The sequence below is a fragment of the Acidisoma sp. 7E03 genome (assembly GCF_054665075.1).
In genome coordinates, this window is record NZ_BAAFHE010000008.1 from 228,138 (window position 1) to 242,405 (window position 14,268).

Genomic DNA, 14,268 nt, shown 5'->3' on the forward strand with positions numbered 1-14,268 from the left:
TGGCCAGTCAGGCGCCGGCCAGCAGCACCAGGCCCATGATCGCGAGAAGAGCCAGCATCAGCCGGCGGTAGAGATGCGCGCCCGTATGGGCGAAGCTATGGGCGCCGAGCCAGAGCGCGCCCCCATAGATTGGGGCGAGGCCAAGCGCGAGCAGCAGGCGTCCTGACGTCACCATGCCAGCCGCGGCGTAACCCGCGCCCAGGATCAGGCTTTCCAGCGTCATGAAGACCGTCGCATTGGCCCGGGTGGTGACGGCGCCATCCTGCCGGCCGAGGAGATAGATCATCGCGGGCGGCCCGAATATCCCCGAGAGGCCGCCGACGAGCCCGGCGGCCGCGCCGGCGGTAAGGCTTTGGGGCCAGCCGCCGGCGAAGCGCCATCCCGGCCGCACGCTGAGCGCGCCGACGGCGGCCAGCGACAGCGTGCCGATCGCGGCCTGGGTAAGGTGCGGCGGCATGTGCAGCAGCAGGATCAGGCCGCAGGGGCTGGAGAGCAAAGCGCCGAGTGCCATGGGGCGGAGCACGCCTGCATCGCCGTGCTGCAGCGCCCGCCCGACGAGGGGCAGTGCGGGCAGGAGATCGATGAGAAACAGGGTGACGAGCGCCGTGCGCAGATCGAAGGCGAGCGTCATCAGCGGCACGTAGAGCAGGGCGGTGCCGAAGGCCGCATAGCCGCGGGAAAAGCCCGCGAGGGCGGCGGCGCATCCGGCGCAGATCCAGGACAGCACGGCATCTCTCCAGGTGATGCCGTTTCCTTCCATTCCCGCGCGCCCGCGTGCAGGCGGGAAATCATGCTATCAGCTGAAGTGACGGGCAGAATGAGGCCAGGCATGCAGGACGAGGCGCGGCGGCGGGAGCTGGCAGGGTTCATCCGCCATCGTCGTGGGCTCGTCGCACCCGAAGCGCTGGGCTTTCGCGGTGGCCGTGGGCGCCGCACGCCCGGTCTGCGACGAGAGGAACTGGCAGCCGCGGCGGGCGTCGGCCTCACCTGGTTCACGGCCCTCGAACAGGCGAAGCCCATTCGCGTGTCAGCCGCCGTGCTGGACAATCTGGCCCGCGCACTGGGGCTTACGGAGGTCGAGCGGCGCCATCTCTTCGCGCTCGCCCACCATCGCCCGCCGCCGCTGCACGCCGGGCAGGCCGGGGCTTCGGACCCGACCAGGCTGCAGGCGGTGCTGGATGCCATCAGCCTTCCCGCCTACGCGCGAGATGCGCTGTTCACCGTGCGCGGCTGGAACGCCGCCAATACCCGGACGTTCGGAGACTTCGCGCGTATCCCCGAGGGCGAGCGCAATGTGCTGCGGCTGCTCTTCACCCGCGGCTACCACCGGCGCAGCATGCCGGGGTGGGAGGCGGACGCGCGAGCCCTGGTCGCCAATTTCCGCCTCAACGCCGCCGAAGCGATCGATCCCGCGCCCTTCCGTCGTCTCGCGGCGGAGCTTGCGGCCGACAGCCCGGCCTTCCGTCGGCTATGGGAGGATCAGGTGGTCGGCGAGATCGGCGAGGGTGTCACGCGGTTTCTTTCACCGCGCCTGGGTCTCTGCACCTTCCGCCACCAGCGGCTGGACATGCCGGCCATGCCCGGCATCAGCCTCGTGCTGTTCCTGCCGGCCGAAGGCTGAGCCGCCCTTCACCCCATCATGAGCAGACGCGCGGCGGTGACCCACATCGTCGCCGCGATCAGCACCTCGACCACCGCCCAGACCCGTGGGCGGGCGAGAAGCGGGCGCAGCCAGGCCGCGCCATGGCCGAGGGCAAGGAAGAAGAGCAGGGAGGCGGTCATCGCGCCGGCCGCGAAACTGCCGCGCGCGCCAGGGAACTGCGCCGCAATGCTGCCCAGCAGCACCACCGTGTCGAGATAGACGTGCGGGTTCAACCAAGTGAGGCCAAGGCAGGTGAGCAGCGTGCGGGGCAGGGACGCGGCGGCGCCTTCGGCGGCGGCCAGCGCGCCTGGCCGGCGCAAGGCCGAAATCAGGCTGCGCAGGCCATACCAGATCAGGAAGGCGGCACCGCCATAGCGCAGCATCGGCGCGAAGGCGGGCAGCGCCGCCGCCACCTGCCGGAAGGCGAGCACGCCGACGACGATGAGCACGGCATCGGAGGCGGCGCAGATCAGCGTCACCGGCCAGACGTGGCGGCCGAGCAGCCCTTGGCGCAGCACGAAGGCGTTCTGCGCGCCGATGGCGATGATGAGGCTGAGGCCCATGGCGAGGCCGGTGGCGAAGACGGGGAGGGAGAGCATGGCACAGGCTTTCGTCGCAGGAGGCTGTTGCCCACTCCATCGCCGGTGGCACAGAATAAGACCAGTTAAGGAATCTAATTCAGATTAAGCGAGACTAAGTCATGATCGACTATGCCGCCCTCCGTGCGGTCGCGGCCGTGGTGCAAAGCGGCAGCTTCGAGCGTGCGGCCGCTCTCCTCAACGTCACGCCCTCCGCGGTGTCCCAGCGGGTCAAGGCGCTGGAGGACCGCCTCGGCTTCTTCCTGATCCGCCGTGGCGCCCCCTGCACCGCGACGGAGAAGGGCGAATGGCTATGCCGGCATCTGGAGCAGGTCGGCTTGCTGGAGGCGGAACTGCTGCGCCAGTTGCCGGCCCACGGCGGCGGGGCGGCCGAGGGCGGCCGCGTCACGCTCCACGTCGCCACCAATGCGGACAGCCTCGCCACCTGGTTCATCGCGGCCGCAGCGGCCTTCACTGCAGAGACCGGCCATCTGCTCGACGTCGCCGTGGACGACGAAGGGCAGACGGCGGATTGGCTGGCCCATGGCCGTGTCGTCGCTGCCGTCACCAGCCGGGAGAAGCCCATTCCCGGCTGCCGCCGCGTCGCCCTCGGGCGCTTGCGCTACGGCGCCATGGCGAGCCCCGACTTCGTCACGCGGCATTTCGCGCAAGGTCTGACGGAGGCGGCCTTCGCCCACGCGCCCGTGCTCGTCTACAGCCGGCATGACGCCCTGCAGACACGCTGGCTGCGCGAGACGCTGGGCATGGCCCCGCTCTGCCCGACGCATTGGCTACCCTCCACTCACGCCTTTCTCGACGGCGCCCTTGCCGGTATGGGCTGGTGCATGAACCCGCTGTCGCTGGCCGAGCCCCATCTCGCGGCCGGACGCTTGGTGGACCTCGCCCCCGCCCATCCGCTGGACGTGCCGCTCTATTGGCAGGTCAATCGGCTCGCCGCTGATCTGCTGGCCCCGCTCACCCGCGCCGTGGAACGGGCCGCCGCCCGCGGCCTGGTGCGCTGAGACACGCCATCGACAGGCCGGTGACCAGGCGGCATTTTGCCCGCCTGCGCCGGTACGGGCGCCGGAGGGGAGAGACGAGACGATGCAGGCAGCACGGCTGGAAGAGATCGGCGCCATGGCGCTGCGGGGCGTGCCCGCACCCGTACCCGGGCGCGGCGAAATCCTGGTCAAGGTTCTGGCCGCCGGCATCTGCGGCTCGGACCGGCACATGCTGCACGGGGAATATCCGACGGCGCGGCCCGTCACCCTCGGCCATGAATTCTGCGGCCTGGTCGAAGCGGTCGGGCCGGAAGTGACGCGCTTTTCGGGCGGCGAGTTGGTGACGATCGATCCCAACATCGCTTGCGGCCATTGCCCGGCCTGCCGCCGAGCGCAGCCGAATCTTTGCGTGCGGCTGACCGCGATCGGCGTCACGCGGGATGGCGGCTTCGCGGAGCACGCGGCGGTGCCGGAGGCGCAGGCCTATGTTCTGCCCTCGGGACTCGACCCCGTGCACGGCGCCTTCTCGGAGCCGCTCGCCTGCTGCCTGCACGCCATCGACAAGGCCGCGATCCGGCCGGGCGGGAGCGTCGCGATCCTCGGCGGCGGGGTTATCGGCCTGCTGATGGTGCAGCTCGCGCGGCGCGCCGGCGCCGGGCGCATTATCCTCGTCACCCGCCAGGCGGCGCGGCGGCAGATGGCGCTGTCCATGGGGGCGACGGAAGCGCTGGACCCGACGGCGACCGATACCGTCGCCGAAGTGCGGGCGCTGACGGGTGGCGGCGTGGATGTCGCCATCGAATGCGCGGGCGTTCCGGAGACCTTCCAGACTGGCATTGCGATGACGCGGCGCGGCGGCACCTTCGTGCTTTTCGGCGTGACGCCGGCGGGGCTCGAAGTTCCGCTGACGCCCTTCGACCTCCTGGTCAATGAAGTGACGATCCGCCCGGCCTATCTCAACCCCTTCACCCACGAACGTGCAGCGGCGCTGGTGGCGAGCGGCACGCTGGACCTCGACCGTTTGGTGACGCGCAGCATCGGCCTCGCCGAGGTGCCCGATGTCGTCGCCGGCGCGCCCGAGCGCGGTGAGATCAAGGTGATCGTGCGTCCGTAAGACCCTAAAATCGTCATGCCTGGCCTTGCGGCGGGCATCGACCCGTCGGGGCGCCGCAACCGTGACCCAAGCGGGGATGACGGGATGTCACCCCGAATGTGGGCGATCAACCCGTGATTGGACGAGGCGCTGACCGCCCCCTAATCGGCCTCGGCGCCTGGCGGTGGGCCGGCGGCCTCGACTGGGGCCAGGATCGCCGCACAGGCGGCGGGGATCGCCGGCGGTTTGCCGCCCGGCTTGGACGGCGGGGGCGTCCGCACGCTGCCGTCGGCTGCGAACCACCAGGCAAGACTCGCATCGCAACCGTCTCCGGCCGGAATAGGCGCTTGGTTCACACAGTCCGGCTGGCCCGGCGGGCAGGCGAAATGCAGGTGCATGTGGCCGCGATGCCCCCACCAGGGCCGCACCTTGTGCAGCCAGCTGCGATCGCCCGTCACCGTCTGGCATAGCTGGCGCTTGATGACGGGATTGACGAGCAGACGGTCCAGCCCCGGCAGCTGCGTCGCGAGATAGATCAGCGTCACCGTCCGGGCGGACCACTGGCTGGGGTCCACCCGGCTCGCGCCGTAGGGCACGATCGGCGGCGGCTCCAGCGTGTTGAGTGCGCTCTGCGGCAGCGCCGGCTTCTGGTCAGTGTCGAGATAGACGTCCACGTCCACGCCACGCTGATGCGCCACATGGCCGCCCGCGAGCGGGCCGCCGCGCGGCCCCGAGAGATCGCCGACATAGAGTTCCGGCAGCCCGTCCGCGCGCGCCCAGGCGGCCAGCGTCTCCACCCCGCGCACCGTCTCCGGCGCGCCCCAGAAGCTGCTGATCGGCGCGCGGATGGTGGTGTAGCCAGGCCCGGCCGCCGGCAGCGGCACCGCACCCGCAATGCAGCCGGTGCCAGCGCCGATGATGCGCAGGGGACCCGGCGCCGGCCCCACCCCATGCTGGGTCGACCAACTCGCCTGGGCGTGGGCGGCGAGCGGCAGAAGACTGAAGGAGACAGCGGCGAAGGCCGGCAGCAGGCGGTGCAGAGGCATCAGAAAACCCGGTCGAAAATCGTGATGACGTCGCCTGGGGCCAGGCGATCCTCGGGCCTGGTCAAGCCCTTATGCGTGCCCGTCTCGTCGGTGCGCACCACCGCTTCATAGCCCTTCACCGCCCGGTAGGTATAGCCGCCGGCCAGCGAGACAGCGGCGATCACCGTCATGTCCGGCTCATAGGGGTATTGGCCGGGGCGGGCGACCTCGCCCAGGATGAAGATCGGGCGGTAGGTTGCGACCTCCACCGCGACCGACGGATCGCGCATCATGCCGCGCGCGCTGAGCCGCTCGGCAATCGCCTGGGCGAGGGCGCTCGGTGTCCGCCCTTCGGCGCGCAGGCTGCCGGCGAGGGGCAGCGCGATCTGCCCATCATCGCCGATGGCATAGACGTCCGACAGCTCCTTATCCCCATAGACGGCGACACGCACGCGGTCGCCAGGTCCCAGCCGATAGCTGCTGCTTTGCGCCGGCGGCGGCAGCGGAGGCAGGTCGCTGCCCAACGGCGCGCAGGCGGCCAGCGGCAGCAGAAGCAACAGGGCCAGCCGCAGGGCGTGCATGCATTTCCTCGGCGCAATGCGGGACAACGAACAGTTTATAAATGCTATCCGTTATGATACTGTATCGAAATCATTTCTTAAGAGGGATGTCCTTCGTGCTGGATGACGCGCAGGGGCGTCTGCAGCTCGGCCGCGCGGGCGGGTTGACGGACGGCGAGCCGGGCTTCGCGCAGCGCCCACTGCGCGCGGCGGACCGGCAGGGGGCGCCGCTCGACTGGCTCTGCGGCGTGCTGGCCCGGCAGCTCTGGGCGTTGCTGCTGCCCGCGCTGCTGGCCCCGGCTCTAGGCGCCCTCGCCATCACCCGCATGCCGACCCTCTACACGGCGACGGGGACCATCCTCTACGACCCCGCGGGCTACGCGCCCGAGGTTCTGCAGTCGATCCTGAAGACCGACCCGACGACGGACACGGTGGTGGCGAGCCAGGCCGCGATCCTCGGCAGCCTCGGCATCGCGAGCCGTGTGGCCGACGTGCTTGATCTTTCCCAGGCGCCCGGCTTCACCCCGCCGCTCGGCCTGAGCCCCGGGGCGCGCCAGGGCTGGCTGGATGCAACCGTGATGAAGGCCATCGCCGTCGCGCCAGTGGGTGCCTCCCGCGTCTTCGCCGTCTCCTTCACGGCGCGGGACCCGGCGCTCGCGGCGCAGGCCGCCAACCGCATCATGGCGCTCTATCTCGCCGATCAGCTGACCGCCAAGACCGCAGCCCTGGCCGCGGCCGACGCCTGGATGGCCAAGCGTGCCGCCGAACTGCGTGCCAAGGTGACGGCGCAGGAGGCGGCGATCGCCCGCTATCAGGAGGAGAACGGCCTCGTTGCCGGCGTGCAGGCCCGCATCGGCACGGAGGAGATTTCCGCCCTCGGCGAACAGCTCATGCGGGCGGAAAACGATCTGGCGGCGGCGCGGGCGCGCCGGCAGGTGGCGCGGGGTGGGGCGGGCAGCCTGCCGGAAGGGTTGATCTCGATGCGCCTGGCGGAGGCCGAGGCTTCGGCCAAGCTCGACGCGGCGCTGGCCCGTCTCGGTCCCAACCATCCCGAGGTGCGGGCACTGCGCGAGCAGATGGCGGCGTTGCGCGCGGCCGCGGGCACGGAACTCGCCGCCGTCCGCGCCGGCGTCTCGGACGATGCGGATGCGGCGGCGGGCCGGCTCGACTCGCTGCGCCGCAACCTCGCGCTGCTCAAGGCCGAGGCGGCGCGGGAGGCCGCGGCCGAGGTGCCGCTCGCCGCCATGCGCCAGGATGCCGAGGCGACGCGCGGCCTGCTGCAGGCGCTGCTCTCCCGCATGGACCAGACGGCGCAGCAGGCGGCGATCCAGACGCCGGATGCCCGCATTCTCTCGCGCGCCGAGCCGCCGGTGCGGCCGTCTTCGCCGCGCACGGCCCTTCTCTTGGCGGCAAGCCTGCTCGCCGGGCTCGTCGCCGGCGCCGGCCTTGCCTGGGCGCGGGAGGCCGGCGGCCGCGGCTTTCGTACCGAGGCCGAACTGCGCATGGGCCTCGGCCTCGAAACCCTCGGCGCCGTCCCCCAGCTCGCCCTGCGCGGCCAGGCGCTGCAGGCGGAATGGCTGCGCGATGGCGGGCCCGCGGCCAATGCGCTCGATCAGCTCCGCGGCCGTCTGCGCCAGGCGCTCGGCGATCCGCGCATCGTCATGGTGACCTCGAGCCGACCGGGCGAAGGCAAGTCCACCCTGGCCCTGGCGCTCGCCCGGCGTGCGGCGCGGGGTGGGGAGCGCGTCCTGCTGATCGACGCCGACCGTCTGCGCCCGCGGCTCAGCGCGCTGCTGGGGGCGGCCGAGAGCGCGGGCTTCGCCGAACTGCTCATCGGCAGCGCCCAAGGGTCGGCTCTGATCCGGCGCGACGTGCTGGCCCCCCTCGATCTGCTGCCGGCGGGCGAAGGCCCGGGCGGCCCGCCGGTGCCGGCGCGGCTCGCGGCCGCCGTTCAGGCGGCCGGCTGGCGCCAGCGCTACGACCTCGTGCTGATCGATGCGCCGCCGCTGCTCGCGGGGGCCGATGCGCTGATGCTCGCGGAGATCGCTGACGGCATCCTTCTATGCCTGCGGTGGTGCCGCACGCCCCGGCGGCTCGGCCTGCATGCGCGCGATCTGCTGGGAGGCCACGCCGCGCGGACCGCCGCCGTGCTGACTGGTTTGCGCCCCTCCGCCCGCGCGCTCCGCGGTTTCCCCGAGGCCGAAATGGCGGCGGCCTATGCCGCCTATCGCCGCCCTTGACCTGTCCCCCTGCGCCTAGCGCCAGAGCGGGCGGGGCGGGGCCGGGCGCATGACCAGCGCATGCGCGGCGACGGGGCCGAGAACGCCGGCGGCCAGCAGAAGAGGGGCGAAGAGCGGGAACCATCCCGCCTCCCACGGCAGCAGCAGCATCAGAACGGCCTTGGCAAGACCAATGAAGATCGTGTTGAGCAGGTAGATCGCGAATACGTGCGGGCCGAGACGGTCGAGCGCCGGCAGCAGCGCCGCGGGCACCCGCCTCACCGCCGCATGGAGCGCGGGCAAGGCAAGCGCCCCTGCCGCGAGCAGCAGAGGCGGGCGGGGTAGGTGGTTGAGCAGTCCCTCAAGTGCGAGCAGCACCAGCACGCCGCATCCGACCACGAAGAGCGGGAGGAGCACGGGCCGCGCACGGTCGAGGAAGGCGCACCACGTGCCGTCATGGCGTTCCGCCAGCACGCCGGCGACGTAGAAGGGCAGGTAGAGCGGCAGTCGGTCGGCGAAGAGATGCGGCGGCAAAGGCAGCGGCATCAGCGCGAGCGTGAGCAGCAGCAGCACCGCCGGGCGGCCGCCGAGCAGGGCGAGAAGCGGGGGCACCGCCGCCGCATAGGCGTAGAGCACCAGGAGATACCAGACGGACTGTGCCGGGCTATCTGCCGTGTTCCACAGCAGGTCGCGCAGCCCGGCGGCGAAGGAGGCCGGGGGATGATCGACGTAGAGGAATCCTGCAGCGAGGCATTTGCCGGCGAGGACGGCGAGGCCGAAGAGCGCCGCCGGCAGCAGCCAATGCCGCGCCCGCCGGCCGAGCATCGCGGCCCAGGCGCCGCCGCCGAGCGTCGCCGCGCCTGACCAGCCGGCGGCATAGCCGCTGAGATAGAAGAGAAGGGGGATGTGGAAGATGTAGAGCGCGGCGCGCAGCGGTTCGTACCAGGCCGCACCCCAGCCGGCGCCGCTCGGGTCCTCCCGCGCCACGAGATGGCCGAGCACCACCAGGAGCACGCCCAGCGTCTTTCCACGGTCCAAATCGCGCCGCCGCCATTGGCCTTCCTTCATGACGTGGTAATATCGAAATCGCAACGAAATGGCCAGATGCCATGCGACGAGAGGCTTGCGGCATCGCGACCGCCTGGCTGACCGCGCTGGGATGCGCAGCGGGCGTGCCGGCGCGCGCCCAACTCATCGACAGTGCCTATCCGCGCGACGTGCCGGGCTTCGATACGGCGCGCGGCGTCTCCGTCACCTCCCGCATCCAGCAGGACGTGGCCTGGAGCCAGATTCCGCTCGGCGCCGGCCTGCTGCATCCCGAAGTGTCGGAAAGCCTGTCCTATGACAGCGCCATCCTCGCCGGCCAAAAGCCGAGCTGGATCCTGGCGACGCGACCATCCGTCACTTATACCTCGGTCGATCCGGCCCGCGGCGGCGCGGTCGGCGCCACGCTTTCGGCGGACAGCGAGCGCTACGCGCAGGCACCCGACCAGTCCTATACCGACTGGACGGCGGCGCTCGGCGCCGTCACCGACATCGCGAATTGCAAGGTCACCGCGGGTTACGCCCATCTCGCCCTGCACCAGAACGACAATGCGCTGGATGCCGCGGCCTATGACCAGCCACTCGCCTATTCCGTGGACGTCCTACGGCTCTCCGCCGAGACGCGGCCCTCGCGCCTTACCCTGCAGCCGAGCGCCGATCTGCTGCGTTTCACCTTCGGCTCGACCACCATCGGCGGGCTACCGGCGCCGCAATCCTATCGCGACCGGCTGGTGGGGCAGCTCGGGCTCCGCCTCGATTACGGGCTGTTCGGCGATGGCGACCCCAACCAACTCGAAATTGTCCTGCGCGCCGGCGGTGCCCATTACCCGAACGGAACGCTGACGCAGCCGGTGCGGGATTGGGTGGGCGGCACGCTGCTCGTTGGCATCGAGCATGATCTGGACGGGCTCTGGGGCTGGCGCATCGCCCTCGGCGTCGGTGGCCGTGCCTTCGCCCTTGGCTATCAGGACGAGGTGGTGCCCCTCGGGGAAGCCGCCATCACCTGGCAGCCGAGCGAACGCACCACCTGGCATGGCGTGGTTTACAGGCGGATCGAAGACGCCGCGAATGCGGGCATCGGCGCCTATGTCGCGACCGTCGCCGGCATCGCCGTGGATCACGAGGTGCAGCGTCATCTCATCCTGCATCTCGGCGCCGATCTCGAACGCGCGGATTACGCGGGCGGCACGCACCAGACGATCGCGACCGGGCGCTTCGGCCTGCTCTGGTTGATGAGCCGCAGCTTGCGCGTCGATGTGAGTGTGAGCTTGAGCGATCATCATGCCAGCGCCGGGCCGAATTTCGGGGAGGATGCCGTGCTCATCGGCGTCAGCGCCGGGCTATGAGCGGCCGCGGCCGGCGCTTCCTCGGGCTCGACCTGCTGGACGAAGGCCCGGAAGCGGTGGCCGCCCGCCTGGCCGCGCGCCCGCCCCAGGCACCCTTCGCCTATCTCGTCACGCCGAACGCCGATCATTTCGTGCGGCTCGCCCGTCATCCGGAGCTGCGGCCGCTCTACGACGCGGCGGCTTGGCGCACGCTCGATTCGCGGGCGATCGCGCACGCGGCCCGGTGGCTCGGTCTGGCGCCGCCCCGGCCCGCGCCCGGGGCGGACATTCTGGCGGTGCTGCTCGACCGCCACATGCGGCCGGGGGACCGGCTGACCGTCCTCGGCCTCTGCCCTGAGGGCGTGGCTGTTCTGCGCCAGCGTCTGCCCGGTGTCGCCATCGCGCACCATTTGCCGCCCATGGGCCTGGCCCAGGACCCTGCCGCCTTCGAGCGCGCACGCGCCTTCGCGCAGGCGCATCCCGCCCGCTTCACCCTCTTCGCTCTCGGGTCACCGCTGCAGGAAAGCCTCGCCCTGGCTACGATCTCGGCCGGAGGCGCCACCGGCACCGGGCTTTGCATCGGCGCCGGCCTTGCCTTCTGGACAGGCATTACGCGGCGGGCGCCGCCCTGGCTGCGGCAGGCGGGCCTGGAATGGGCATTCCGTCTTGTGATGGAACCGGAACGCCTTTCGCACCGATACCTGGTTGAAGACCTCGCCATTCTGCGCTTTCTGCTCGCCGAGAGGACGCAAAAGCGTGGGTAGCCGGGCATCCGCTGGCCCGCTGGGGCGGCCGTGTAGTACAAGTTTTGCATCACCACGCTGCCACGCCCGAAAGCGTGACGACTGATGCGGTTAACGCAACAACAAAAAGGATAGTTCGGTGGCCACTGAGAAGGCGCAGAACGTTCAGGACGTGTTCCTGAACCATGTGCGAAAGAACAAGACGCCGGTGACGGTGTTTCTGGTGAACGGGGTCAAGCTCCAGGGGATCATCACCTGGTTCGACAACTTCTCCGTCCTCCTGCGTCGGGATGGACATACCCAGCTCGTCTATAAGCATGCGATCAGCACCGTGATGCCGGGCGCGCCGATCCAGCTCTTCGACGCTGCCAAGGCCGAGGGTGCCCCCACGCGGGAGGTCCTGACGGTCACGACGGCATGACCGAGAAGGAGATGGGCGGCGCGCCGACGCGCGCAGCCGTCATCCTGCCTTGGGAACGGGAGGAGGTCTCCGACAGCCGCCGTTCCGCCGAGGCCAGGCTTGCCGAGGCGATGGGCCTCGCGGCGTCCATCGGCCTCGTGATCGTGCATTCGGCCATCCTGCCGCTGCGTCGCCGCCGTCCGTCCGCCCTGCTGGGCGAGGGCCAGGTCGAGATGGTGCGGGCGGATCTGAAGGCTCACGAGGTCGGCCTCGTGGTCATGGACACGGCGCTGACCCCGGTGCAGCAGCGCAATCTGGAAAAGGAATGGGGCTGCAAGGTCATCGACCGCACCGGCCTCATCCTCGACATTTTCGGCGAGCGCGCGCGCACCAAGGAAGGCGCGCTGCAGGTGGAACTCGCCCATCTCGACTACCAGCGCTCCCGCCTGGTGCGGTCCTGGACCCACTTGGAGCGGCAGCGCGGCGGCTTCGGCTTCCTCGGCGGCCCGGGTGAGACGCAGATCGAGGCGGACCGGCGCATGATCGCGGTCCGCATGGCGCGCCTCAAGCGCGAGATCGAGGAGGTGCGGCGCACGCGCAGCCTGCATCGGGAGGCGCGCAAGCGCACGCCGTACCCGATCATCGCCCTCGTCGGCTACACCAATGCCGGCAAGTCCACGCTCTTCAACGCGCTGACTGGTGCGACGGTGCATGCGCAGGACCAGCTCTTCGCGACGCTGGACCCGACGATGCGGCATATCGCGCTGCCCTCCGGCCGGCCCGCGATCCTGTCCGATACGGTGGGCTTCATCAGCGAGCTGCCGACGGAACTCGTCGCCGCCTTCCGCGCGACGCTGGAAGAGGTGGCGGAGGCCGACGTCATCCTGCATGTGCGGGACATCGCGCACCCCGACACGGCCGCCCAGAAGGCGGACGTGCTCGGCGTGCTCAACGCCATGGTGCGGGACGGTGCGCTGGACGCCGATTGGCCGAAGCGCACCATCGACGTGTTGAACAAGGCGGATCTGCTGGGCGGCACCGCGGCGGTGCCGGGGCAGGTGGAAGGCGGCACCGCCGTCCCCATCTCTGCTTTGAGCGGGGAGGGGCTGGACGCCCTGCGGGCGGCGATCGACGAGCGGCTGGCGAGTGCCAAGGAAGTCGCCTCCTTCGACATCGCGCCCTCCGACGGCGCGCGGCTCGCCTGGCTGTATCGCCATGGCGAGGTGCTCTCCCGCGAGGACCAGGAGGAGGCGATCCGCGTGACCGTGCGTATGCTGCCCGAGGATCGGGCGCGATTCGAGGCGATGGTATGACGGGACTGACCGAGGCCGAGCTGCGGGCCGTTTGGGGGGTGATGCGGGAGGCCGGGCGGCAGGAGATCCTGCCGCGCTTCCGCCAATTCGACACCTGCGGGGTGCGCACGAAATCCGGCCCACTCGATCTGGTGACGGATGCGGATGAGGCGGCCGAACGCGCCATCACCGCGGGGCTGCTGAGCCTCTTTCCTGGGGCCCTCATCGTGGGGGAGGAGGCGACGGCCGCCGATCCCACGCTTCTCCGCCGAATCGGGGATGCCGATCTCTCCTTCGTGGTGGACCCGATCGACGGGACGGCGAATTTCGCCGCGGGCCTGCCGCTCTTCGGCGTGATGGCAGCGGCGATCGTGCGTGGAACGGTCGTCGCCAGCGTCATCCATGACCCGATCGGGGATGATGCGGCGCTGGCGCTGCGCGATGGCGGCGCCTGGATGGAGGAACCCTCTGGCCGGCGCTTCGCGCTGCGCGTCGCCGAGCCTGCGCCGCTGGAGCGGATGACTGGCGCCATCAACTGGCGCTACATGGCCGAGCCCGGACGCTCGCGCCTGCTTTCCCAGCTTCCGCGCTTCGCGACGAGTTGGGACTATCGCAACGCGGCCCATGAATACCGGCTGCTGGCGCAGGGCTTCGCCCATGTCGGGCTTTTCGCCCGCATGATGCCCTGGGACCATGCGCCGGGCTGGCTCATCCATCGCGAGGCCGGCGGCTATGCCGCGCGGATGGACGGCACGCCCTATACGCCGACCGAGACCGACGGCGGCCTCATCCTCGCGCCCGACCGGGAGAGCTGGGAGGTGGTGCGCGGCCTGGTGGGGTGACCCAGCACGGCCGCGCGCGCTCAGCTTCCGCCTTCCGTATCTTCCAGACCTTTGAGGAGGACGCTCAGCTCATAGAGCAGCGCGTCGGCCCATTGCTCTACGGACCAATCGGTGCGGCCGGGCTGCATCGGCGCGGAAACTTGTAGGATCAACCGACCGAGGGAGCCGGAGACGGAGATGATGTGGTCATCAAGGCGATAGGACAGGAGACGAAACATCGTGAGCTCGCATTGATGACGCAGAGCCGGAACCCAGGGCCAGATCTCGGGCGCGGACGCATCGCGACGTATCGTGAGGAGCGGCTTTTGCGGAAATCGAACCTGAAGATGAAACTCTGCTTCGTCACCAGTTGTCGTTATTAAATCTAAAGCAGTGGTCCGTTGTTTTACTATTCAACAACTGGATGTTAACTTAGGGTTGGGACTCATAACCAGTAGCTGACGACCGCCGCGATGCAGACAGCGGCGTGGAAGTTTGTGGCGAGCCGGTCGTAGCGTGTGGCGA

15 protein-coding genes and 1 pseudogene are annotated in these 14,268 nt (G+C 70.3%); 9 read left to right on the forward strand and 7 right to left on the reverse strand.

What is annotated here, in order from left to right; all coding sequences use genetic code 11:
* Positions 1-7 precede the first annotated feature (7 nt).
* Positions 8-760 carry a sulfite exporter TauE/SafE family protein gene (locus tag ACYQ6W_RS14420; protein ID WP_459676205.1) on the reverse strand — a complete coding sequence of 251 codons (753 nt, stop codon included), beginning with the start codon at positions 758-760 and terminating at the stop codon, positions 8-10.
* Positions 761-829: 69 nt separating this feature from the next.
* Here ACYQ6W_RS14420 and ACYQ6W_RS14425 point away from each other — a divergent pair, with 69 nt between their 5' ends.
* On the forward strand, positions 830-1,621 hold the full coding sequence (locus ACYQ6W_RS14425; protein ID WP_459676206.1) for a helix-turn-helix transcriptional regulator: 792 nt from the start codon (positions 830-832) through the stop codon (positions 1,619-1,621).
* Between the two features lie 8 nt (positions 1,622-1,629).
* Here ACYQ6W_RS14425 and ACYQ6W_RS14430 read toward each other — a convergent pair whose 3' ends face one another.
* Complete coding sequence (locus ACYQ6W_RS14430) at positions 1,630-2,241, reverse strand: LysE/ArgO family amino acid transporter (RefSeq protein WP_459676208.1); 612 nt, start codon at positions 2,239-2,241, stop codon at positions 1,630-1,632.
* A 101-nt stretch (positions 2,242-2,342) separates the two neighbouring features.
* On the opposite strand from ACYQ6W_RS14430, the gene ACYQ6W_RS14435 reads away from it, so the two are divergent.
* Together ACYQ6W_RS14435 and ACYQ6W_RS14440 are read left to right on the forward strand one after the other, a co-directional pair.
* On the forward strand, positions 2,343-3,242 hold the full coding sequence (locus tag ACYQ6W_RS14435; RefSeq protein ID WP_459676209.1) for a LysR family transcriptional regulator ArgP: 900 nt from the start codon (positions 2,343-2,345) through the stop codon (positions 3,240-3,242).
* A gap of 82 nt (positions 3,243-3,324) precedes the next feature.
* Positions 3,325-4,335: a zinc-dependent alcohol dehydrogenase family protein gene (locus ACYQ6W_RS14440; protein WP_459676211.1), complete on the forward strand. Its 1,011-nt coding sequence runs from the start codon at positions 3,325-3,327 to the stop codon at positions 4,333-4,335.
* Positions 4,336-4,475: 140 nt separating this feature from the next.
* Here ACYQ6W_RS14440 and ACYQ6W_RS14445 read toward each other — a convergent pair whose 3' ends face one another.
* Positions 4,476-5,360 carry a penicillin-insensitive murein endopeptidase gene (locus ACYQ6W_RS14445; RefSeq protein WP_459676214.1) on the reverse strand — a complete coding sequence of 295 codons (885 nt, stop codon included), beginning with the start codon at positions 5,358-5,360 and terminating at the stop codon, positions 4,476-4,478.
* On the reverse strand, positions 5,360-5,920 hold the full coding sequence (locus tag ACYQ6W_RS14450; RefSeq protein WP_459676215.1) for a polysaccharide biosynthesis/export family protein: 561 nt from the start codon (positions 5,918-5,920) through the stop codon (positions 5,360-5,362). Before ACYQ6W_RS14450 ends, ACYQ6W_RS14445 begins: the two co-directional genes overlap by 1 nt.
* A gap of 95 nt (positions 5,921-6,015) precedes the next feature.
* Between ACYQ6W_RS14450 and ACYQ6W_RS14455 the strand changes: the two genes are divergently transcribed.
* Positions 6,016-8,139, forward strand: a complete 2,124-nt coding sequence (locus ACYQ6W_RS14455; RefSeq protein WP_459676216.1) for a GumC family protein — start codon at positions 6,016-6,018, stop codon at positions 8,137-8,139.
* A gap of 15 nt (positions 8,140-8,154) precedes the next feature.
* On the opposite strand, the gene ACYQ6W_RS14460 is transcribed toward ACYQ6W_RS14455, so the two are convergent.
* Positions 8,155-9,156, reverse strand: a complete 1,002-nt coding sequence (locus ACYQ6W_RS14460) for an acyltransferase family protein (protein WP_459676218.1) — start codon at positions 9,154-9,156, stop codon at positions 8,155-8,157.
* Between the two features lie 71 nt (positions 9,157-9,227).
* Between ACYQ6W_RS14460 and ACYQ6W_RS14465 the strand changes: the two genes are divergently transcribed.
* The 5 genes from ACYQ6W_RS14465 (at position 9,228) to ACYQ6W_RS14485 (ending at position 13,764) form a co-directional block, all read left to right on the forward strand.
* A complete protein-coding gene (locus ACYQ6W_RS14465) occupies positions 9,228-10,508 on the forward strand; it encodes an outer membrane beta-barrel protein (protein WP_459676219.1) in 1,281 nt (426 codons plus the stop codon).
* The gene (locus ACYQ6W_RS14470; RefSeq protein ID WP_459676220.1) at positions 10,505-11,251 is read left to right on the forward strand and encodes a WecB/TagA/CpsF family glycosyltransferase; all 747 of its coding nucleotides are present in this window, start codon (positions 10,505-10,507) and stop codon (positions 11,249-11,251) included. Before ACYQ6W_RS14465 ends, ACYQ6W_RS14470 begins: the two co-directional genes overlap by 4 nt.
* Before the next feature lie 118 nt (positions 11,252-11,369).
* Positions 11,370-11,651 carry an RNA chaperone Hfq gene (gene hfq / locus ACYQ6W_RS14475; protein ID WP_459676221.1) on the forward strand — a complete coding sequence of 94 codons (282 nt, stop codon included), beginning with the start codon at positions 11,370-11,372 and terminating at the stop codon, positions 11,649-11,651.
* Positions 11,648-12,943: a GTPase HflX gene (gene hflX, locus ACYQ6W_RS14480; RefSeq protein ID WP_459676222.1), complete on the forward strand. Its 1,296-nt coding sequence runs from the start codon at positions 11,648-11,650 to the stop codon at positions 12,941-12,943. The genes hfq and hflX overlap by 4 nt, the downstream gene beginning before the upstream one ends.
* Complete coding sequence (locus ACYQ6W_RS14485; protein ID WP_459676224.1) at positions 12,940-13,764, forward strand: inositol monophosphatase family protein; 825 nt, start codon at positions 12,940-12,942, stop codon at positions 13,762-13,764. Before hflX ends, ACYQ6W_RS14485 begins: the two co-directional genes overlap by 4 nt.
* Positions 13,765-13,784: 20 nt before the next feature.
* Here ACYQ6W_RS14485 and ACYQ6W_RS14490 read toward each other — a convergent pair whose 3' ends face one another.
* Together ACYQ6W_RS14490 and ACYQ6W_RS14495 are read right to left on the reverse strand one after the other, a co-directional pair.
* The gene (locus ACYQ6W_RS14490) at positions 13,785-13,982 is read right to left on the reverse strand and encodes a hypothetical protein (protein WP_459676225.1); all 198 of its coding nucleotides are present in this window, start codon (positions 13,980-13,982) and stop codon (positions 13,785-13,787) included.
* 206 nt (positions 13,983-14,188) lie between these two features.
* A pseudogene (locus tag ACYQ6W_RS14495) lies at positions 14,189-14,268 on the reverse strand (IS5/IS1182 family transposase); the annotation flags it as partial.

Bases quoted from the DNA above. Each gene is read 5' to 3' on its own strand.
- ACYQ6W_RS14420 (WP_459676205.1), bottom strand. From the start codon at position 760: ATGGAAGGAAACGGCATCACCTGGAGAGATGCCGTGCTGTCCTGGATC.
- ACYQ6W_RS14425 (WP_459676206.1), top strand. From the start codon at position 830: ATGCAGGACGAGGCGCGGCGGCGGGAGCTGGCAGGGTTCATCCGCCAT.
- ACYQ6W_RS14430 (WP_459676208.1), bottom strand. From the start codon at position 2,241: ATGCTCTCCCTCCCCGTCTTCGCCACCGGCCTCGCCATGGGCCTCAGC.
- ACYQ6W_RS14435 (WP_459676209.1), top strand. From the start codon at position 2,343: ATGATCGACTATGCCGCCCTCCGTGCGGTCGCGGCCGTGGTGCAAAGC.
- ACYQ6W_RS14440 (WP_459676211.1), top strand. From the start codon at position 3,325: ATGCAGGCAGCACGGCTGGAAGAGATCGGCGCCATGGCGCTGCGGGGC.
- ACYQ6W_RS14445 (WP_459676214.1), bottom strand. From the start codon at position 5,360: ATGCCTCTGCACCGCCTGCTGCCGGCCTTCGCCGCTGTCTCCTTCAGT.
- ACYQ6W_RS14450 (WP_459676215.1), bottom strand. From the start codon at position 5,920: ATGCACGCCCTGCGGCTGGCCCTGTTGCTTCTGCTGCCGCTGGCCGCC.
- ACYQ6W_RS14465 (WP_459676219.1), top strand. From the start codon at position 9,228: ATGCGACGAGAGGCTTGCGGCATCGCGACCGCCTGGCTGACCGCGCTG.
- ACYQ6W_RS14470 (WP_459676220.1), top strand. From the start codon at position 10,505: ATGAGCGGCCGCGGCCGGCGCTTCCTCGGGCTCGACCTGCTGGACGAA.
- hflX (WP_459676222.1), top strand. From the start codon at position 11,648: ATGACCGAGAAGGAGATGGGCGGCGCGCCGACGCGCGCAGCCGTCATC.
- ACYQ6W_RS14485 (WP_459676224.1), top strand. From the start codon at position 12,940: ATGACGGGACTGACCGAGGCCGAGCTGCGGGCCGTTTGGGGGGTGATG.
- ACYQ6W_RS14490 (WP_459676225.1), bottom strand. From the start codon at position 13,982: ATGTTTCGTCTCCTGTCCTATCGCCTTGATGACCACATCATCTCCGTC.